Source organism: Alteromonas sp. CyTr2, assembly GCF_947311905.1.
In the GTDB taxonomy this organism is placed as follows: domain Bacteria; phylum Pseudomonadota; class Gammaproteobacteria; order Enterobacterales; family Alteromonadaceae; genus Alteromonas; species Alteromonas macleodii.
On sequence record NZ_CAMZMZ010000043.1, the window covers coordinates 1 to 18,165 of the forward strand.

18 protein-coding genes and 3 pseudogenes are annotated in these 18,165 nt (G+C 50.2%); 16 read left to right on the forward strand and 5 right to left on the reverse strand.

Translation table 11 applies throughout. The features are described 5' to 3' along the window. The first annotated feature begins 132 nt into the window (after window positions 1–132). The gene (locus tag QME20_RS17270; protein WP_020744997.1) at window positions 133–459 is read left to right on the forward strand and encodes an SEL1-like repeat protein; all 327 of its coding nucleotides are present in this window, start codon (window positions 133–135) and stop codon (window positions 457–459) included. Between the two features lie 53 nt (window positions 460–512). Here the strand turns inward: QME20_RS17270 and QME20_RS17275 are convergent, their stop codons facing one another. Continuing rightward, on the reverse strand, window positions 513–935 hold the full coding sequence (locus QME20_RS17275; protein WP_035234747.1) for a hypothetical protein: 423 nt from the start codon (window positions 933–935) through the stop codon (window positions 513–515). A 429-nt stretch (window positions 936–1,364) separates the two neighbouring features. On the opposite strand from QME20_RS17275, the gene traL reads away from it, so the two are divergent. The 8 genes from traL to cueR (QME20_RS17315) all read left to right on the forward strand — a co-directional run bounded on the left by traL (window position 1,365) and on the right by cueR (QME20_RS17315) (window position 8,881). Continuing rightward, window positions 1,365–1,646 (forward strand): type IV conjugative transfer system protein TraL, encoded by a 282-nt coding sequence (gene traL / locus QME20_RS17280; protein ID WP_000433891.1) that lies wholly within the window; start codon window positions 1,365–1,367, stop codon window positions 1,644–1,646. Then, window positions 1,643–2,269, forward strand: a complete 627-nt coding sequence (locus tag QME20_RS17285; protein ID WP_000667170.1) for a TraE/TraK family type IV conjugative transfer system protein — start codon at window positions 1,643–1,645, stop codon at window positions 2,267–2,269. Before traL ends, QME20_RS17285 begins: the two co-directional genes overlap by 4 nt. Further along, a complete protein-coding gene (locus tag QME20_RS17290; protein ID WP_153826366.1) occupies window positions 2,253–3,149 on the forward strand; it encodes a type-F conjugative transfer system secretin TraK in 897 nt (298 codons plus the stop codon). Before QME20_RS17285 ends, QME20_RS17290 begins: the two co-directional genes overlap by 17 nt. 2 nt (window positions 3,150–3,151) lie before the next feature. Next, a complete protein-coding gene (locus tag QME20_RS17295; protein WP_020745001.1) occupies window positions 3,152–4,441 on the forward strand; it encodes a TraB/VirB10 family protein in 1,290 nt (429 codons plus the stop codon). Between the two features lie 74 nt (window positions 4,442–4,515). Then, complete coding sequence (locus tag QME20_RS17300; protein ID WP_015066557.1) at window positions 4,516–5,088, forward strand: TraV family lipoprotein; 573 nt, start codon at window positions 4,516–4,518, stop codon at window positions 5,086–5,088. Beyond that, window positions 5,085–5,474 carry a TraA family conjugative transfer protein gene (gene traA, locus QME20_RS17305; RefSeq protein ID WP_011788478.1) on the forward strand — a complete coding sequence of 130 codons (390 nt, stop codon included), beginning with the start codon at window positions 5,085–5,087 and terminating at the stop codon, window positions 5,472–5,474. Before QME20_RS17300 ends, traA begins: the two co-directional genes overlap by 4 nt. 408 nt (window positions 5,475–5,882) lie before the next feature. Then, window positions 5,883–8,378, forward strand: coding sequence for a heavy metal translocating P-type ATPase (locus QME20_RS17310; protein ID WP_011788479.1), 2,496 nt, complete (start codon window positions 5,883–5,885; stop codon window positions 8,376–8,378). A gap of 38 nt (window positions 8,379–8,416) precedes the next feature. Next, window positions 8,417–8,881 (forward strand): Cu(I)-responsive transcriptional regulator, encoded by a 465-nt coding sequence (cueR, locus tag QME20_RS17315; protein WP_011788480.1) that lies wholly within the window; start codon window positions 8,417–8,419, stop codon window positions 8,879–8,881. An 86-nt stretch (window positions 8,882–8,967) separates the two neighbouring features. Here cueR (QME20_RS17315) and QME20_RS17320 read toward each other — a convergent pair. Then, a pseudogene (locus QME20_RS17320) lies at window positions 8,968–9,483 on the reverse strand (Cd(II)/Pb(II)-responsive transcriptional regulator). 386 nt (window positions 9,484–9,869) lie between these two features. On the opposite strand from QME20_RS17320, the gene QME20_RS17325 reads away from it, so the two are divergent. From QME20_RS17325 to QME20_RS17340, 4 genes and pseudogenes are all read left to right on the forward strand, one after another. After that, on the forward strand, window positions 9,870–10,163 hold the full coding sequence (locus QME20_RS17325) for a hypothetical protein (RefSeq protein WP_055647240.1): 294 nt from the start codon (window positions 9,870–9,872) through the stop codon (window positions 10,161–10,163). A gap of 307 nt (window positions 10,164–10,470) precedes the next feature. Beyond that, window positions 10,471–10,896 (forward strand): Cu(I)-responsive transcriptional regulator, encoded by a 426-nt coding sequence (gene cueR, locus QME20_RS17330; RefSeq protein WP_011788488.1) that lies wholly within the window; start codon window positions 10,471–10,473, stop codon window positions 10,894–10,896. 183 nt (window positions 10,897–11,079) lie between these two features. Then, a pseudogene (locus QME20_RS17335) lies at window positions 11,080–11,229 on the forward strand (IS4 family transposase); the annotation flags it as partial. 429 nt (window positions 11,230–11,658) lie between these two features. Next, on the forward strand, window positions 11,659–12,012 hold the full coding sequence (locus tag QME20_RS17340) for a metalloregulator ArsR/SmtB family transcription factor (protein ID WP_011788489.1): 354 nt from the start codon (window positions 11,659–11,661) through the stop codon (window positions 12,010–12,012). Between the two features lie 40 nt (window positions 12,013–12,052). On the opposite strand, the gene QME20_RS17345 is transcribed toward QME20_RS17340, so the two are convergent. Together QME20_RS17345 and QME20_RS17350 are read right to left on the reverse strand one after the other, a co-directional pair. Beyond that, window positions 12,053–12,421, reverse strand: a complete 369-nt coding sequence (locus QME20_RS17345; protein ID WP_223420022.1) for a hypothetical protein — start codon at window positions 12,419–12,421, stop codon at window positions 12,053–12,055. Then, entirely contained in the window at window positions 12,333–13,031 is a 699-nt protein-coding gene (locus QME20_RS17350) for an FAD-dependent oxidoreductase (RefSeq protein ID WP_015066563.1), read from the reverse strand. The genes QME20_RS17345 and QME20_RS17350 overlap by 89 nt, the downstream gene beginning before the upstream one ends. A gap of 345 nt (window positions 13,032–13,376) precedes the next feature. On the opposite strand from QME20_RS17350, the gene QME20_RS17355 reads away from it, so the two are divergent. Then, a complete protein-coding gene (locus QME20_RS17355) occupies window positions 13,377–14,405 on the forward strand; it encodes a cation diffusion facilitator family transporter (protein ID WP_011788490.1) in 1,029 nt (342 codons plus the stop codon). A gap of 44 nt (window positions 14,406–14,449) precedes the next feature. Next, window positions 14,450–14,818 (forward strand): annotated as a pseudogene (locus QME20_RS17360) (metalloregulator ArsR/SmtB family transcription factor). On the opposite strand, the gene QME20_RS17365 reads toward QME20_RS17360, so the two are convergent. Continuing rightward, window positions 14,800–14,988 (reverse strand): hypothetical protein, encoded by a 189-nt coding sequence (locus QME20_RS17365; RefSeq protein WP_148290650.1) that lies wholly within the window; start codon window positions 14,986–14,988, stop codon window positions 14,800–14,802. The pseudogene QME20_RS17360 and the gene QME20_RS17365 overlap by 19 nt on opposite strands. A 336-nt stretch (window positions 14,989–15,324) precedes the next feature. On the opposite strand from QME20_RS17365, the gene QME20_RS17370 reads away from it, so the two are divergent. Beyond that, window positions 15,325–17,979: a heavy metal translocating P-type ATPase gene (locus QME20_RS17370; protein WP_011788492.1), complete on the forward strand. Its 2,655-nt coding sequence runs from the start codon at window positions 15,325–15,327 to the stop codon at window positions 17,977–17,979. The last annotated feature ends 186 nt before the right edge of the window (window positions 17,980–18,165 follow it).

The following is an 18,165-nucleotide window of genomic DNA, read 5'->3' on the forward strand; positions in this document are numbered from 1 at the left end:
CGCTGCGATAAGCGCAGTGATACATGTGCCTATATTTGCGCCCAATGTGAACGGATAGATATCCTTAGCTTTTAAAAATAAGCGAAGCAAAAAGCCACGTAAAGCGGCTTAATTAGAGTATGGGAAACACCTATGTTAAGAAAGCTATTTTTGTCCTCTTTTGCGTTCACTCTATCTTTTTCTGTATGGGCGAACGACGCGTTCTTTGAAGGCGCATCAGCGCTCGACAAGGGCGATATACAATCTGCAATCACGCTTTTTAAGCAGGCTGCTAGTGAAGGGCATGATATTGCGCCTTATACGCTCGGTGTGTTGTATGAAAAAGGTGAGGGCGTTAAACAAGATTTTTATCAGGCAAAAATCTGGTATTCAAAAGCTGTCGATAAAGGACACAGAGGTGCCAGGGCGAGATTGCCGATCATAGAATCAAAAATCGCTGCCCTTGAAGAAGGCAATTAGTGTCCATGCGCATTCCTGTTCAGCAAGGAATGCGTTTTGATATCTTTAGGTCTTCATTTTTTATGGAATCGAATGACTTTTCTGTCTAACTCCTCCTTCATTCTTTCTGCTTGCAGTGCGTTGTAGTAACGGTTAAGCAGGTTATCATTCACCATTTTCAATGTTCTGCTATAACATGACACCTCTACTTCCTTAGGGTTGTTCGGGTCAAACTCTTTAACTTGGTTCGAGCCTTCCATGCTGTCTACCATGATGTCGTTTATGTATTTATGGATCTCGTCTATGAAAGACGCGATATCAACACCTGCACTCTTTAATTCCTGATTTACTTTGCTAATAGCCAACGACAACACAGCGAATTCTAAATGGTACGCCCCCGTACTCATAAATATGTCAAATTTAGAATTATGTTTTATTTGACGCTTTGTATCTAATTCTCTCATATAGATTTGAAGTAATGCTTCTTCTGCGTTCATGTATGCATCTATCCTTTCTGTTAAACGATGATTGCATTTTGCATGCTTTCTGAAGCCTGCCGCGTCATTAAGAGCCCTTTTTTCTGCCGTTAATTCATTTTGCTGTGTTCTCAGTGAAAAACATTTGCCTTAAAAATAAAGGGTATACGGATTTAATGGTTGATGGGGCACCTTCACCCCATCAACCATTAAATCCGTATACCCAAATAAATTTGATATGCATGTCGTCCCGTCCGGGTTTGCTAAAGTGGGCAGCTGGTCTCGACACGACCAATATCCTCATCATATCAACCGCATCAAAAAGATCAATTGTTAGTATTGTCTGAGTAGAACCCTCAAAACCTTCAAAAATTCGGCATCTAGCTGACCACCGAACCTGCCAATCCCAAGGCATTCTTCACTTCTCAATTCAAACAACGAGGAGTGACTATGGAACCTGTGAGTATTCCATCCTATATCGATGACCCGCCGCACTTCCTGCTTTGGAGTGCCGATGAGATGGCTCCCATTCTGTTGGGGCTAGTGATCGGCATTTTTACCGGTAATGCCTTGGTTTTATGCCTGTTGGGGTTGGTGACAACCAAGCTCTATCGGCGTTTTCGTGATGGTCGCCCAGATGGTTTTATTCTTCACGCCATCTACTGGGCCGGACTGTTGCCAACCAAAGCCAAGACGATCCCTAACCCATTTATCAGGAGCTATCTGCCGTGAAGTTCGACGTGTTTTTAAAATCATGGCAAGGCACGCAATTAGAGAACCGATGGCAACGGTTTCTGATTGCAGTGCTGGTGCTATCTAACTTGCTGCTTGCGGTTGCGGCATTTTCTCGCAATACCGTAGTGGCCATTCAACCACCAACCTTGTCTGAAACGGCTGAAGTGTCACGAAACCAAGCCACTCAACCTTACCTGGAGTCCTGGGGGCTCTACCTGGCTGAGCTTATGGGCAACGTGACGCCGGGTAATGTGTCCTTTATCCGGGTTGCTATAGAACCACTGCTTTCTCCAGCGGTGTACCAGCAAGTGGTCGATGCACTGGAAATTCAGGCAAGGCAAATCCGAGAAGACCGAGTCACGCTCAAATTCCAACCCAGACAGGTGGAGTATGAGTATGAAACCGGCCATGTCTTTGTGACCGGTTATTCCTTGGTCTCTGGACCATCTGGAGATGAACAGCGCCAAACTCGCACCTATGAGTTTGACATCGATATTGAGCAATACCGTCCAAAGCTCAGTTGGATGGATACGTATGAGGGGCAAGCTAGAACGAAGCGCGTTCGTGAAAAGTTGACCCAAGAGCAAAACCGGAGGGTGAATGATGCGAACCAAAATTAATCGATGGATAACACCAAACTTAATCGCAATGAGCTTGAGTGGCGTCCTGTTATCTCAAGCGTCGTATGCAGACGTGGAATTGCCGATTGTGCCAGCTAGTGTGATGAAGCAGCCCGCTACAGCAAATTCGCCGGTTCAAACCAATACGGTTTCAACGGATGTGCCAACAACGTTACTGATGACACCGGGGGTTAATGAACTGATCCCTGTAGCACTTGGTCATCTGAATCGGATTGTGACGCCGTTTGAATCGCCTCAGGTGAGAACAACCAGTGATGCTCAGACGCAAATCAAGGGGAATGTTGTATATGTGGCCACGGACAAAGAATCACCGGTTTCACTTTACATCACACCGCCTGGTCAGGAAGCGCCCGCATTATCAGTCACCTTAGTACCTCGTCGTATTCCACCGCGTGAAATCACCTTAGCGATTGATGGTCAGCAGTGGCCCATTAAGGGCGTCGTGAACCGAAAAGCCGCCACTTGGGAAACGGCTCAGCCATACGTCGATAGCTTACGTGATTTACTCAGACGCCTTGCACTAAATGAGTTACAACAAGGCTATGACATCCGTTTAGCTGGCCAAACTGACACAAGCCCGAAATGTTTTCAGCCGGGCTTAAAGTTTGGTTTTAAGCAGGGGCAAATTGTGACAGGCCATTATTTCACCGTCTATGTAGGACTGGTTGAAAGCTTTGCCGATGGGCCGATAGAAGCCAGTGAAATAGCCTGTCATGCACCAGATATAGTGGCAAGCGCCTACTGGCCTCGCAATATCTTGTTGCCGGGTGAAAAGACTGAGTTGTATGTGGTTGTTCGCAATCATCGTGAAGAAGCGGTGGAAAGTCAGCGACCTTCGCTTCTTGTGGGAGGTGAATAACGATGAAAGCACAATGGGAACAAATGAGCCCGAACATGAAGCGGGGCCTATCGGTTGCTGGTATTGCTGGTGGTCTCATCCTTATGGTGATGGTGTTTTCACCTAATCCTGACGATGACTCAAGTAGTCGGAACCGACAGGAAACGATCCGGCACATTCTTACGGATACCAATACTCGTGATGTTGGGGTCGATAGTTTGGCTGCGAACGTAAAACTACTCAGTGAGCGCAATGAACAGTTACGTCGTGAAGTTGAGCGCTTGCGTCGTGACGTCGATTCAGGACGGCTAAGCCCAGGTTCGCCTTCTATACCAAGTGAAGTCAATGCGGAGCTGGCCCGCCTTAGAGCGGAACTTGATGATGTTCGCGCTGGAGGTGATGCAGCAGTTGAAGGCACAAATAGCCGCTTTGAAGTACCTTTATCTGCCATGGAATTGCCTGAAGAAGAAAAGCCATTGCCGTCTAACCCAGACGACTATTTTGCCAATGCGCCACTTCCTGATCCGCTCTATCAGCAGCCAGCCAATGGCCAAGGTACACGAGCTCGGGATGTTCCATTGCCGCCAATCACGATTCGTATGATTGAGCCTGAAGTGGTTGCTGAACCAGAGGTTGTTGTGCAAGAAGCGCCGCCTTTGTATTTACCGGCGGGCAGCATCATCTCAGGTACTTTGATCACAGGTTTGGATGCACCTACTCACGAGTCCGCAAGACGCGAACCTTTTCCTGCATTGCTGAGGATTCAAAAGGAAGCCATTTTACCCAACCGATTTAGAGCGGATATCAAAGAGTGTTTCTTGATCGCCGCAGGTTACGGTGATTTGAGCTCTGAGCGTGCTTATTTGCGAGGCGAGACCATTTCATGTGTGAGAGAAGACGGTGGCGTCATTGAAACACGACTGGATTCTTATGCTGTAGGTGAAGACGGCAAAGCCGGCATTCGTGGCCGATTGGTGTCGAAACAAGGCCAGCTGGTGGCCAAGTCGATGATGGCCGGATTCCTTCAGGGCTTGGCTGGCGCATTTGATGTAAATCCTGTTCCGACGATTCAGACGGGTAATGCCGGTGATACTCAGCTGTACCAGCAAGTCATGAGCCAAGAAGCATTACAAGGCGCTGCGATTAAAGGCACAGGTAAAGCATTGGATAGAGTGGCCAAGTTCTATTTGGACATGGCTGAAAATATGTTCCCAGTCATAGAGGTAGACGCTGCAAGGAAAATTGAAGTCATAGTCACTCGTGGTGCCTCGTTGTCGTTGGCCACTTCTCAAGGGGGTGGTGCAAGAAGATGAAAAAATCCTGCATGTTGCTAACCGATCGAAGTCCGTTTCAGACAATAAGATGTGTATCCAGAGGAGAGTTAACCATGACGACATCAATGCAGAACAACCCAAAGCACCAGTCAAAACAGTGGTCTAAAGCTGGATTACTTTTATTGGCAGTCGGCTCAACCTTATTGTCTGGCTGTAGTTCATTGGGTCTTGGGAGTAGTGAATATGGATGCCCAGGTATGCCTGACGGTGTGCGCTGTTTATCTGCTCGTGAAGTCTATGAGCTTACCAGTTATGGCGCTGCACCCAAGACGATTGATGCTGTGGCGACTCGAATTGGTTCTCCCTCTGGGTATTCACAATCTGATTTAGAGACAGGACTGCTGAGCCATCCAGCATTACCCGAGACGCAGCAATCTGCACCTATTCGCATTCCTTCAAGGGTAATGCGGATTTGGATTGCGCCTTGGGAGGATGACCGTGGAGATCTGAATTTATCCAGCTACGTGTTTACCGAAATTGAACCGCGCCGGTGGGATATTGGGGTGTCAGCACCTCGAACGGTTTCGCCAGTGCTACGTCCACTTCAGACTCAAAGCGATTCAGCCTCAGCGGGAGCTGATGGTAAGCGCGATAACTTGAGTATCTACGGAGAAACTAACGAATGACAAATGCAGTTCGCAGCATTCAGACTCAGCGCCTAATGACCATTGGTGCGCTTGGTTTAATGGCGTTAATGATTTCGGAGCCCTCATTTGCAGGCACCGGTGGTGATGCTTTCACCGATGTGTGGGATACCCTAAAAGATTGGACCCAAGGTACTTTGGGACGGATCGTAGCGGGAGCCATGGTTCTGGTGGGTATTGTGGGCGGTATCGCTCGCCAAAGCTTGATGGCCTTTGCCTTGGGCATTGGTGGCGGTATGGGTCTCTACAACACACCAACAGTCGTTGAAAGTGTCATGTCTGCAACTTTACCTGTTGTTGCTAGCACTCAAGAAGTCATTGGCACAACAATTCCAGCAATCAGCGCCGTTTTACTGGGCACCTTATAACAATAAAAAACGCCCAAGCGGCCAGATTTCTGACGGCTTGGGCGTCATCCCACCCCGTCCCCGATTACCATGACGGCGTTTCAGTTAATAGGTTTCCCATTCACTTAGCTTGATTACAAGCTGCGGCCATGAATACCGAAAAGAATGCTAGCGCCGCCACTGCAAAAGGCAGTTAGCGGGGCTTTTCTTGAGGGAGCACATTCAAACAGGCTACTAGCCTGATATTTTGAGATTTAGGCGCTCGTTTCTTTTGAGTTAGAGTTACACACTACCAAACAGCTGGATGAATATCAGGAATGATGGCGCTTCATTTGTTGTGTTCATGAGGTTAAAAATAATACGCTTGACCTTCCCATCATGGTAAGCCCTAGACTGTTTAATATCTGAACCAACAATGAGAAATACATCATGAGCATTCATAAAAACCAGCTCTCCAGCAATGCTGAAGCCCGGGTTAGCTTACCTATTGAGGGTATGACCTGTGCAAGTTGTGTAGGACGAGTTGAAGCAGCTTTAAACAAAGTTGAAGGCGTCGTAAACGCAAGTGTCAATCTTGCGACTGAGCTGGCGGATATTCATCTTAAAGCTCCTGTTGATCGACTGAAGTTAATCGAAGCAATTGAAAAGGTAGGATATGAAGTTCCTGTAACATCCGTTGAACTTTCAGTGCAAGGTATGACATGTGCTTCGTGTGTTGGCCGTGTTGAAAAGGCACTCTTAGCGGTTGATGGTGTAAAGGCGGCAACGGTTAACCTTGCAACTGAGAGGGCAACTATTCGCGGAGTGGCTGGCATAGACGATCTCATATCTGCTATTCAAAAAGTTGGCTATGAAGCCCGTGTCATCGATACCCAAAATCAGGTCAGTAATGAGTCTGAAGTAAGAAAGGACGCAGAGAAGGCTTTATTAAAGAAAGATTTAGTTATTGCAACAGCACTGGCTCTGCCGGTATTTGTTCTCGAAATGGGATCTCACATGATTCCAAGAATGCAACACTGGGTGATGAATACCATTGGGATCCAGGAAAGCTGGTACGTCCAGTTTGTATTGACATTGTTAGTCTTAGTGGTTCCAGGTCGTCGATTCTACATGAAAGGCATTCCTGCTCTTACGCGGCTTGCTCCTGACATGAATTCACTGGTCTCTGTCGGGACTATTGCTGCTTTTGGTTATTCTGTGGTTGCTACGTTTGTACCATACCTTTTGCCTGAGGGTACCGTTAATGTGTACTACGAAGCTGCTGCAGTGATTGTCGCTCTCATTCTTTTGGGACGATTTATGGAGGCGAGAGCTAAGGGGAGAACGTCTGAGGCTATCAAACGCTTAGTAGGCTTGCAGGCTAAGGAGGCGCACGTGCTCCGTAATGGCGTAATGAATGATATTCCTGTCAAAGACGTTGTGCTTGGAGACATTATCGAAGTTCGCCCGGGAGAAAGGATTCCGGTCGATGGAGAGGTAAGTGAAGGTACCAGTTTTATAGATGAATCGATGATAACTGGTGAGCCTATACCAGTGGAAAAAATCGTTGGCAGTGGAGTTGTCGGAGGGACTGTGAACCAGAAAGGAGCACTGAGGTTGCGTGCTACTGCGGTTGGTGGTCAGACAATGCTGTCACAAATCATACGGATGGTAGAACAGGCCCAGGGGTCAAAGTTACCTATACAAGCTGTTGTGGACAGAGTGACATTGTGGTTTGTTCCAGCTGTGATGTTGGCAGCACTTTTTACATTCCTGATTTGGTTAGTATTTGGTCCATCACCAGCCCTGTCTTTCGCATTGGTTAATGCTGTGGCAGTGCTAATCATTGCATGTCCATGTGCAATGGGACTCGCGACACCGACATCTATCATGGTTGGTACAGGTCGTGGTGCAGAAATGGGAATTTTATTCCGCAAGGGAGAAGCCCTACAGTTACTCAAAGATGCCAAAGTTGTTGCTGTAGACAAAACCGGAACTCTGACTGAAGGTCGTCCAGTCATGACAGATCTGGAACTAGCTCAGGGTTTTGAACGTAATGAGGTATTAGCAAAAGTTGCCGCAGTTGAATCACGTTCTGAGCACCCTATTGCTCGCGCTATTGTTGAGTCGGCAGAAGGAGACGGCATTTTACTGCCAGAGCTTACTGAGTTTGATTCAATCACTGGTATGGGAGTACGAGCGACTGTTGAAGGGAGCCTTGTAGAAGTAGGCGCTGATCGATTTATGCGTGAGTTAGCATTGGAGGTAACGTATTTTTCCCGGATTTCTGAACGCCTCGGGAATGAGGGGAAATCACCTCTCTATGTTGCTATAGATGGTCGGTTGGCTGCAATTATTGCTGTAGCTGACCCTATTAAATCAAGTACTCCAGTAGCTATAAAGGCATTACATCAGCTTGGTCTCAAGGTCGCCATGATTACCGGTGACAATGCGAATACAGCTCAGGCTATTGCTAAACAATTAGATATTGATGAAGTGGTTGCGGAAGTGTTACCTGAAGGCAAAGTTGAAGCGGTGCGTCGACTGCAAGAAAATTACGGTAAAGTTGCTTTTGTCGGCGATGGGATAAACGATGCCCCGGCACTTGCAGTTGCAGATATTGGACTTGCAATTGGTACAGGAACAGATATAGCCGTGGAGTCAGCTGATGTTGTCTTAATGTCAGGAAACTTGCAGGGAGTTCCTAATGCTATTGGATTGTCTAAGGCAACAATCGGTAACATCAGACAAAATCTCTTTTGGGCATTTGCTTACAATGCAGCATTGATTCCAGTGGCTGCAGGACTGCTATACCCAGCTTATGGAATACTGCTCTCTCCAATTTTTGCAGCAGGGGCGATGGCGCTATCAAGCGTGTTCGTTCTGGGAAACTCATTGCGTCTGCGTCGGTTCCAGCCTCCTTTGGTTGAGGACGCTGAGCATTAACGCTGAGCATTAACGCTGAGCATTAACAAGGTGGGCTTATGAATATCGGAGAAGCATCGCGTAAATCAGGAATATCCACCAAGATGATTCGTTATTACGAGCAAATTGGATTAATCCCTGCCTCCGAGCGTACGGAGTCAGGTTATCGTAAGTATGCTCTCAATGATGTTCATAGATTGGTTTTTATTCGTAGTGCCCGAGATCTCGGGTTCTCTCTGGAAGATATAGAAGGCTTGCTTACGTTATGGAATGACAAATCTCGCCAGAGCATTGATGTTAAACGCCTGGCTCAGGAGAACATTGCTGACTTAGAACGACGTATGGAAAGTATACGTCAAATGACTGAGAAACTACGAGTTTTAATCCGGAGTTGTGCTGGGGATGAGCGGTCAGAATGTCCTATTCTTAGGACATTAACCAATGCTTCGGGCAAAGCCCGCACCGTAAACCGAGGAGGAGCGGTACAGCGCCGCTCTGGAGATAAGCTGAGCGGCAAAATGTAGTACTTTAAATTGGCCCATAATGGTGTAAGACTACGCAGTTTTAACACCATCACATTTTTTTCATTTTAAACAAGCGCGTGGCATCACTAATGCCCCCCTAAATGGTTGGTTGGTGCGGTTAAGGAAAGATCGCTATCACTTTCATCAGCTGTCAATTTTTGGACTATGCAACATTTATCTATGCTGCGGTCAGCGCTACAAAAAGCATTCAGCTCCTTACGTTGCTCTTCTAACGCTACTAATTCTTTGATTCGATGCTGAATGTGAATTAGGTGGGCGTTGATGATTGCATCTATCGGGCCACATTCTTTACCCTGATTATTGATTGCTAACAGCAAAGCGCGAATTTCCTCATGGGTCATATCGAGAGAACGGCAGCGGCGGATGAATAGTAGTTTTTCAAGACGGGTTTTGTCGTAGTGACGATAATTATTTCCTATGTCTCGTAAAGGTGCCTGCAGTGGACCTTCTTTCTAGTAGTAACGAATCGTTTCTACCGGACAGCCTGCTTTACGCGCCAACTCACCAATTTTCATATATCCCTCGTTTGAACTTGACTCTGTAGTTAGATTAGGGTCTTCAGTAGTCAGTATAGTAAACATATTGGGCAAGTGGTCCCGCAAAAAAGTAAAACTCTAGTAGGAAGGAAGCTGCTAGTTGTATTTAAAAATTAAGCTTGGTTGTGGGAGGCAAGATTCAGAAATCAGGCGAATTGAACAAGGCGAATGGTCATTTGTATGTTCATAATGATTGCAACCATTCGCATGTTGAAAAAGACCTAAATCATGATAAGCCTACTTACAAAGGTTGTGGCCATGACCATGACCAGAAATCGCATGATCAAGATGATCATGGCCTTAGTGGAGACTGTTGCGCGGCTGCGCCTACAAAGATTAAATAATCTGGGGGGGGCGAACTGAAATCCGCATTATGCAAATGGATTGTCCTGTAGAGGAAAAACTGATTAAAAAGAAATAAGGGGATGTATATGGCAGTTATGGGCCTTAATTCTAGACAGTGGCCAGAAGCTGCGATGATTATGGTGCTCTTTACTATTGCTGAACTCATTGAAGCAAAATCACTCGATAGAGCTCGAAATGCAATCGGATCTCTAATGAATGAATTTGACTCTCAAAACTGCAATGGTCCAACTATCAGTATGAACGATGACACCTTGAGGCTGCCCTCGCCAGAACAGCGCCATGGTCAGCACATCGCATATGATGATGATTTGGTTAAAGCAATGGTTCAATGGGTAGATAATTTTTTGAACACTAGATGATCAGTGGAGTCAGATGAATTAAGTCGGCATTTATTTTTGAACTTTAAGAATTATTTATTATTAAACCATGTGGGAAATCTAAACGATCAAGATTTTAATATCATACAAAAAATCTATCGACTTCTCTTGACCTTCCGGTTAGGGGAAGGTTTAACCTGAAGTTAGGTGGGGGCTGGTGAGATTTTTGGGAACAGGTTAATGGTTACTTGGTTCAATGGATTAGGAAATTTCCTTCAATAAATGTTACCCGAAACTATGTTACTTAAAGCTAACTACAGTATTAGTAAAAATCATTTGGGAGGTGAAGATGAACATTGGTGATGCAGCCCGCTTATCGGGAGTTTCGGCGAAAATGATTCGTTACTATGAGGAGGTTGGGCTAATACCATCAGTCTCCAGAACAGAGGCTGGTTATCGGATCTACAAAGATGCCGATGTTTATAAGTTACATTTTATACGTCGATGTCGAGATCTCGGTTTTTCTCTGTCACAGGCAGGAGAGTTACTTTCTCTTTGGGGAAATCATTCGCGTCAGAGTGCAGATGTTAAAAGTATAGTTGAATCTCATATTAATGATTTAACCTTAAAAATTGAAGAATTTCAACGTATGGCATCAATTCTTACCACACTCTCTGCTTGCTGCGCGGGAAATGAAAAACCCGACTGCCCAATACTGAAGGCTCTCTACCTCGCGGATACTTCCCATCTGCAGGACATAGAAAGCTGCCCTTAAACTTTCGACTCCCTTCAATGTTATTAGGTGATCGCCATGGGTGGGAATACGCAGTTTAGCTCGAAAGCTAGACCTTTGTCGTCAGGATGAGGTCGCATGCGGCCTGATTTTTAATTTATTAAAATTCATATGATTAAAGTCAACTTTATTTAATCAGTGCTAACAAGTAAGTTTGTGAGTGATTGGAAGCTGCTGTGGTCAAAAGTCGAAAAGAAAAAAGTACCGAAGCGAACTCCAAGTGTTTATTGGGTTTGTATAAGTCTCGGAAAATTAGTGGGTTGGTTTGATTCAAAAAGGACGGGACGAGTCGGCAGGGAGCGGTTATGGGAAGGATAGTTTTACCACAAACCATCCTTGAAGGTTACCTGTTAGCCAAGTCTCTTGATCAATGAGATGTGATCAAGAGACAGGCACCTTGGTCAGGGCGCACTCGATTCGGACGATGCAGCTCGTGCAGGTCATGCCCTCGATGGGCAGGCTGATCGCTGCTACGGTGGCACGACCAGCACTTGTTAATGGCATGCTCAAGGTGTCTTCTCAAAATTGAAATTAGACATACAGGGTACTTGAGGGTTACTATGTTGTAAGGTTAAGCCCTATTTTGAGCGCTGCTGGTTTGGACGATTTCGCTGCGCATAGACGCGGCGCGCCTTGGCTCGCAGGCTGTCTCCTGATCTTTGTCGGCGAGTGCGATCAAATTATCGCAGCCTCGTTAATTCTGAACGGCATGAGTAGCTGTTCGAGAGTTGGAATTTTTGAGAAATGACTTTACGCAAACAAGTTAACGCGCCCCGCGGTGCAAGCGACGATCTGGCTTCTTTGTCACAGAATGACGTTACGATCCTGGCCGAGACCTTCCGCCTACTGGGCGACCCGTCTCGGTTGAGAATAATGCTGTGCTGCATGAAGGGTTCCTCCTCGGTTGGGGACATCGCGGAATCCCTCGAGCTTTCGCAGTCGCTGGTCAGTCACCACCTGCGGCTGCTGCGTGGAGCCCGCCTTGTGAAGGGGGTGCGCCAGGCCAAGCAAATTTTCTATGAGGTGGACGACAAGCATGTGAACCAAGTGCTGCTGGACATGTCCACTCACATCGTCGAAGAGCACAACGACGATTAGCCGCGGGCGAAGCGCTCGTTGCGATGCGGATTGCGATCTATTACAAGCTGGGGCCGTATGACCGCCCGCGGCTACACTCAATGAGATGAATGCGGGTCCAATTCTGATCAATCAGAAGTTCAGCGCGCTTATCGACCGCAAGTGAGGCCTTATTGAATGCCATCGCGATGACCGCCTCAGCCACAAGTTCGCTGATCTGCGGGCCGACTACATGTACGCCGAGGATTTCGTCTGTCGTAGGATTTGCGATCACCTTGACGAGACCCGCTGTCTCGCTCAATGCACGCGCGCGACCGTTAGCCATGAACGGAAATGTACAGCTACGATATGCTGCGCCCGCGTATTTGAGCTGCTGCTCGGTGCGACCTACCCAGGCGATTTCCGGGCTGGTGTAGATGACGTTGGGGATCGTGTTGAAATCGACATGACCGCGATGGCCTGCAATGCGCTCGACCACAGCGACACCTTCTGCGCTCGACCACAGCGACACCTTCTTCCTCTGCCATGTGCGCTAGCATCAGGCCGCGCACCACATCGGCGATGGCCCAGATACTGGGCACGCTGGTGCGCCATTCGCCGTTCACCACGACGGCTCCGCGCCCATCCAGTTCAAGGCCGACGGCGGCCCGAGTCATAAACGCCAGACCGTTTAAGAACTGCACCTTGTTTTTTCGGAACAGATAGAGTTTGCCTTCGTTGCTCGACTTCACGACCTGATTCTTGCGCTCCAGCATCACAGCCACGTCCATGCGTAGCTCGCCCGTGGACATGATGCCGAGCGCGCCGAAGTGGTGCTTGGCTTGGTCTAAGTTTTTGGACGACTGCAGCAGCGCCTTTGACGGGATGCACCCGATGTTGTTGCATGTACCGTCTTGGGTAGGCTTGCCTTCCTTGGTTTTCCAGGCATCGACGCAGGCGACATTCATGCCTAACTGCTCGGCGCGAATCGCTGCGATGTCGCCACCAGGCCCGGCGCCAATGACGATGACGATGACGATGACGTCGAAGTTCGTGTCCATGATTGAAATCTCCTAGATGTTTTCAGGCGCTTTCCTGCGTGGTGCTCGCGCTGCGGTTTTGGCCAGCCAGCGCCCCGTCCGATCTGGCTCACGACCATCCGAACCTTCCGGCGGGTCATCCTCTATCTGCGTCAGCACTTGGATCTGGGCCAACATCATCACGACCTGATTGTGGACGACCTGCACAGGGTGTGGCCAAGAGGATAGGCGTACTAAATAGCCGCATCGCCGCCACTCATCTTTCGCAGTCCTTAGTATGGTTTGCTAAAAATACATTGCATAAACATATGTTCATGTATTATATTTTACGTACAGTCAACCACCTAATTTCTGCGCGAGGCCCTGATGTCCCAATCGCACGATGAACATGGTCACGACCATGACCACACTCCAAAAGTGACCGGCGCTAACGAACGCAAGGTCTTGCTGTCCTTCTTCCTGATCTTCGGCTTCATGATCGTGGAGGCTGTCGGCGGCGTGCTGTCGGGCTCGCTGGCCCTTCTGGCCGATGCGGGCCACATGCTGACCGATGCAGCAGCGCTGGCTCTGGCATACGCGGCATTCCGGTTCGGGCGCCGACCAGCTGACAGCAAGCGCACCTTTGGCTACCTTCGGTTCGAGGTCATCGCCGGCTTCCTGAACGCTGTGACGCTCTTTGTGATCGTGGCATGGATCGCCTATGAAGCATGGGAGCGACTGCAAGCTCCGCCCGCCATCCTTGCCGGCCCGATGATGATCGTCGCCGTGCTTGGATTGTTGGTAAACGTTCTGGTGTTGTGGATCATGACCCGCGGAGAGACCGATCACGTCAACGTGAAGGGGGCCATCCTGCACGTGATGGGCGACCTGCTGGGCTCGGTCGGTGCCATCGTCGCTGCAGTGGTCATCTATCTCATTGGTTGGACGCCAATTGACCCCATCCTGTCGGTGCTGGTGGCAGCCCTGATCCTGCGCAGCGCCTGGAAGCTCCTGGCGAAATCGATCCACATTTTGCTCGAAGGTGCGCCCGAGGACGCTTCTCCGGAGCAGGTGGAACAAGGCCTGATGGGCGCGGTGCCTGGCTTGGCGGCCGTCAGTCATGTGCATGTATGGCAGCTTACCTCTGGTCGCACGATGGCCACGCTGCACGTTCGCCCTAGTGTGGCTGAGGAAGCGCGCACCGTGGTCAAGTGCGTAGAGGTGGTGCTTCGAGAGCAATTTGGCATCGAGCACGTGACGGTCGGGATCGAATGGAACTCTCCTGGTGAAAAGAACCTTTGCAGCTTGCAGCCGACAGGTGGGCCGCAAGGGCACACCCCACATGAGCATGACACTAGCCACAGCCATGAAAAGGGTCATAAGCACGACCATTCCGTCCCGGGTCATCAACACTGATGCTGCAGCCAGCGTAGTGCTGGCAGCTCAGGGACAAGAAATCCATGACTTCTCGAAAACACGCCAATGGCGACAATGCTCAGAATTGCGCCACCAATGCTCAGCGTTCGGCCCCAGAGCTCTTGGCGCTCTCTCATAGTGACGTCGCTGTTCTCGCTGAGACTTTTCTCCTGTTAGGAGATCAATCGCGCCTGAAGATCCTGCTACAGTGCATGCGCGGATCAGTCGCGGTGGGCGACATCGCAGAAACGCTCGATCTATCCCAATTCTTGGTCAGTCATCATCTGCGGCTCCTGCGTGGAGCTCGACTTGTGCGTGGATAACGTCAGGCGAAACATATCTTCTACGGCATCGCGGATGAGCACATCAGTCAAGTGTTTCAGGACATGGTCTGTCACTTCTCTGAGGAATGATTGCGAATTGCGTCGAACGCAAAGATGCCTACTTTTTGCTGGGCATTTTCGCGATTGCGCAAGAGAGGTGCCAGCCCGTCAGCAACTGTAATGCGCCATCCCAGTCCTGAGTAAGCGCGACTTCGCCCATGCGTGATGTTTGGGTGACGGTTGTATGAATCTGACCGCACTCAATCCCCTGGGCCTCATCAGCCGACGCCAGCTTTCACTCCCCCCCATCGTGAGCGTAGAAATTAACCATGCTAACTTCATGAATTAAATAATTGAACATATCTTCATATGTGTGCTAAAATTCAATCTGCATTTTGAAAATGTGTCGAAACTGTAAGCACGTGCGCCGCACGCCGCACGCCACAACCACAGACGATCGTAAACAGAAGGACAACAGCCTTCTTTTTTAATGATTAACACATGGATGTATGTTCATGTGTTTGTTATATTTAAGCAGTATGTGCGGCGTGCGGCGAACCTAACTTGCAAAGTGTTCAGAGAACTTGGAGGTAGATATGACAAGGGAAATAACGGAGTACCAGGACAAGGCTAGGGAGCAGCTGAGCTTCCGTGTGGAGGGCATGGATTGCGCGAGCTGCGTCGGCAAAATCGAGAAGGCCCTTTCCCGAATGGATGGGCTGACGGACGTGCAAGTCAATTTTTCTAGTGAAACGCTGACGTTGACTCGCAATCTGAAAAGCCGCTTCACTGCTCGCGATGTAGCTAAGAAAATCAAAACTTTGGGGTTCGGTGTGGAAGAACTGCCAGTGTCGTCGCTCTCGATTGCGGCCGTATCGCGCCAATCGGTCCATGCACATGACCACAGCGAAGATCACAAGGATGGTCACGCTTGCGGCGGTGATCATGGGCACGGCCACACGCAAAAGACAAACGGCGGGCATGAACACGGCTCCTGCAGTGGACATGATCACACCTCACACGCTCGCCGCGAGCCCCCTGGTAACCCACCCAACGTTTCGATGCACGTGGAAGGCATGGACTGCGCGAGCTGCGTTGGCAAGATTGAAACGGCTCTTGCTCGCATGGCGGGCGTATCAGATGCCCGCATCAACTTCACGGCAGAAACGCTTGAGCTGACGCTCGCGTCTGGAAGTCCTACACATATTGGCGACATCGAGAAGACCATCAAAAGCCTGGGTTTCGGCGTCTCCGACGTGCGCCGCCTTGATGGATCCTCGCCTGCCGCGCCTGCCCGCGTGCCCTCAGCTATCACTCAACGCTGGTGGCAGACGAAGAAGGGTAAGCATGTGCAGGGCCTAGCAGCTCTCATGGGCTCGGCCTATGCAGTTGCTCAATTTATCCCCGGCTATGCCGAATGGATCTTCGCCGCTGCCGTGATCGCTGGCGTACTCCCGTTCGCGCGCAAAGCCTTCGCGCTGGCCATATCTGGCTCCCCGTTCTCCATCGAAACACTGATGGTTGTCGCCTCGCTGGGCGCGCTCGTGATTGGCGAGGCCGAGGAGGCCGCTGCTGTGGTGTTCCTGTTCGCGGTCGGCGAGCTGCTTGAAAGTGTGGCCGCTGGCCGCGCCCGCGCCGGCATTAAAGCGCTGGCTTCTCTGGTGCCTAAAACTGCTGTCTTGCTCGACGCCAATGGTGGGCAGCGCGAAGTGCCCGCTGCCTCCCTGAGCGTGAACGACCGGGTTTTGGTGCGCCCGGGTGATCGAGTGCCCGCTGACGGCAAGATCTTCCGCGGCGAAAGCAGTCTCGATGAATCTCCGATCACAGGGGAGTCCGTGCCGCGTCAAAAGGCCGGTGGCGATGACGTATTTGCCGGCTCGATCAACGTCGACGGTGTGCTTGAAGTTCTGGTTGAGAAGGCTGCATCGGACAACACCATCTCGCGCATCATCCAGCTCGTCGAGCAAGCTCAATCCTCCAAGGCGCCGACGGCACGCTTCATCGAAAAGTTCAGCCGTTACTACACCCCGGCCGTGATGGCCATCGCGGCGCTGATCGTCGTGGTTCCCCCGCTTACCATGGGTGGTGATTGGGGCACTTGGCTGTACCGTGGTCTTGCTTTGCTGCTAATCGCGTGCCCGTGCGCCTTGGTTTTGTCAACGCCGGCGGCCATTGCCTCGGGACTGGCTGTTGCTACTCGCCGAGGTTTGCTGATTAAAGGTGGCAACGCCTTGGAAACCATTGGTCGCGTTCGCACAGTCGCCTTCGATAAGACTGGCACGCTGACAGAGGGCAAGCCGCGCATCACTGAAGTCGTGCCTTTCGGGCAATCCAAGCAGCAACAGGTACTGGCGCTCGCCGCCGCCGTCGAGTCTGGATCGAATCACCCGTTGGCGAAGGCAATCGTTGCCCACGCCAAGAGCCTCGATGTGGAGGTTCCACAAGCCACCGAAGCATTCGCTATCCCGGGCAAGGCAGTTCGCGCTACCGTGAACGGCAGCAAGCTAGCCGTGGGATCGCCCGTCCATGCAGGGCAGATGGCCACGCTGACCCTCGCGCACCAGCAGGAAATCGCCAAGCTGGAAGATGGTGGCAAGACGGTGGTGGTTCTGTTCGACGAAGCAAGCAAGAATGTCATGGGCCTGTTGGCCTTGCGTGACGAACCTCGCCGTGACGCCCGCGAAGGCGTGGCCCAGCTCAAGGCGATGGGTGTGCGCTCGGTCATGCTCACCGGTGACAATCGGAGAACTGCGCAGGCCATCGCCGGCAAGCTGGATATCGAGTGGGAGAGTGAGTTGCTTCCGCAAGACAAGTTGCGCCTGGTCAACGACTTGAAGCGCGACGCGAAGGTGGCGATGGTCGGCGACGGCATCAACGACGCGCCGGCCTTGGCGACCGCCGATGTAGGGATCGCCATGGGCGGCGGCACCGACGTGGCCCTAGAGACCGCAGACGCTGCTCTGCTCAAGAGCCGCGTCACGGACGTTGCGCACCTGGTGGCGCTGTCCCGCGCGACGATGGCCAACATCCACCAGAACGTAGTGTTCGCCATTGGCCTCAAGGGCCTGTTCCTAGTCACCAGTGTGCTGGGTATCACTGGCCTTTGGGTTGCTGTGCTGGCCGACACCGGTGCCACCGCTTTGGTCACGCTCAATGCGCTGCGCCTACTCCGCTTTAAGGGTGCCCAAGAGCCAGCCGATGGCCAGAACGGAGGTCATCAAAGCTCTGTGTCCGTACAGGATGCCCATTGAGGTATTGCAGAGGGCTTGAACTGCCGTTGTTGCGGCGCCAAGCCCTTCCATATCTTCATCTGTAAATCGATCTCCGAAAACATCGATGTTAGGCGATAAACGAATGCCTTTAGAACAACGAGTTTAAATAGATGGGATGATCGGACGTGGATAATGGGCTCAGATGCGTCCCTTTCGGCCGTAACT

What these genes read in the sequence shown, in the direction of transcription:
- QME20_RS17275 (WP_035234747.1), bottom strand. Translation starts at nt 935, where the DNA reads ATGAACGCAGAAGAAGCATTACTTCAAATCTATATGAGAGAATTAGAT.
- QME20_RS17340 (WP_011788489.1), top strand. Translation starts at nt 11,659, where the DNA reads ATGACTTTACGCAAACAAGTTAACGCGCCCCGCGGTGCAAGCGACGAT.
- traA (WP_011788478.1), top strand. Translation starts at nt 5,085, where the DNA reads ATGACAAATGCAGTTCGCAGCATTCAGACTCAGCGCCTAATGACCATT.
- QME20_RS17270 (WP_020744997.1), top strand. Translation starts at nt 133, where the DNA reads ATGTTAAGAAAGCTATTTTTGTCCTCTTTTGCGTTCACTCTATCTTTT.
- QME20_RS17325 (WP_055647240.1), top strand. Translation starts at nt 9,870, where the DNA reads ATGGCAGTTATGGGCCTTAATTCTAGACAGTGGCCAGAAGCTGCGATG.
- QME20_RS17300 (WP_015066557.1), top strand. Translation starts at nt 4,516, where the DNA reads ATGACGACATCAATGCAGAACAACCCAAAGCACCAGTCAAAACAGTGG.
- QME20_RS17290 (WP_153826366.1), top strand. Translation starts at nt 2,253, where the DNA reads ATGCGAACCAAAATTAATCGATGGATAACACCAAACTTAATCGCAATG.
- QME20_RS17350 (WP_015066563.1), bottom strand. Translation starts at nt 13,031, where the DNA reads ATGGACACGAACTTCGACGTCATCGTCATCGTCATCGTCATTGGCGCC.
- cueR (WP_011788480.1), top strand. Translation starts at nt 8,417, where the DNA reads ATGAATATCGGAGAAGCATCGCGTAAATCAGGAATATCCACCAAGATG.
- QME20_RS17295 (WP_020745001.1), top strand. Translation starts at nt 3,152, where the DNA reads ATGAAAGCACAATGGGAACAAATGAGCCCGAACATGAAGCGGGGCCTA.
- cueR (WP_011788488.1), top strand. Translation starts at nt 10,471, where the DNA reads ATGAACATTGGTGATGCAGCCCGCTTATCGGGAGTTTCGGCGAAAATG.
- traL (WP_000433891.1), top strand. Translation starts at nt 1,365, where the DNA reads ATGGAACCTGTGAGTATTCCATCCTATATCGATGACCCGCCGCACTTC.
- QME20_RS17355 (WP_011788490.1), top strand. Translation starts at nt 13,377, where the DNA reads ATGTCCCAATCGCACGATGAACATGGTCACGACCATGACCACACTCCA.
- QME20_RS17370 (WP_011788492.1), top strand. Translation starts at nt 15,325, where the DNA reads ATGACAAGGGAAATAACGGAGTACCAGGACAAGGCTAGGGAGCAGCTG.
- QME20_RS17310 (WP_011788479.1), top strand. Translation starts at nt 5,883, where the DNA reads ATGAGCATTCATAAAAACCAGCTCTCCAGCAATGCTGAAGCCCGGGTT.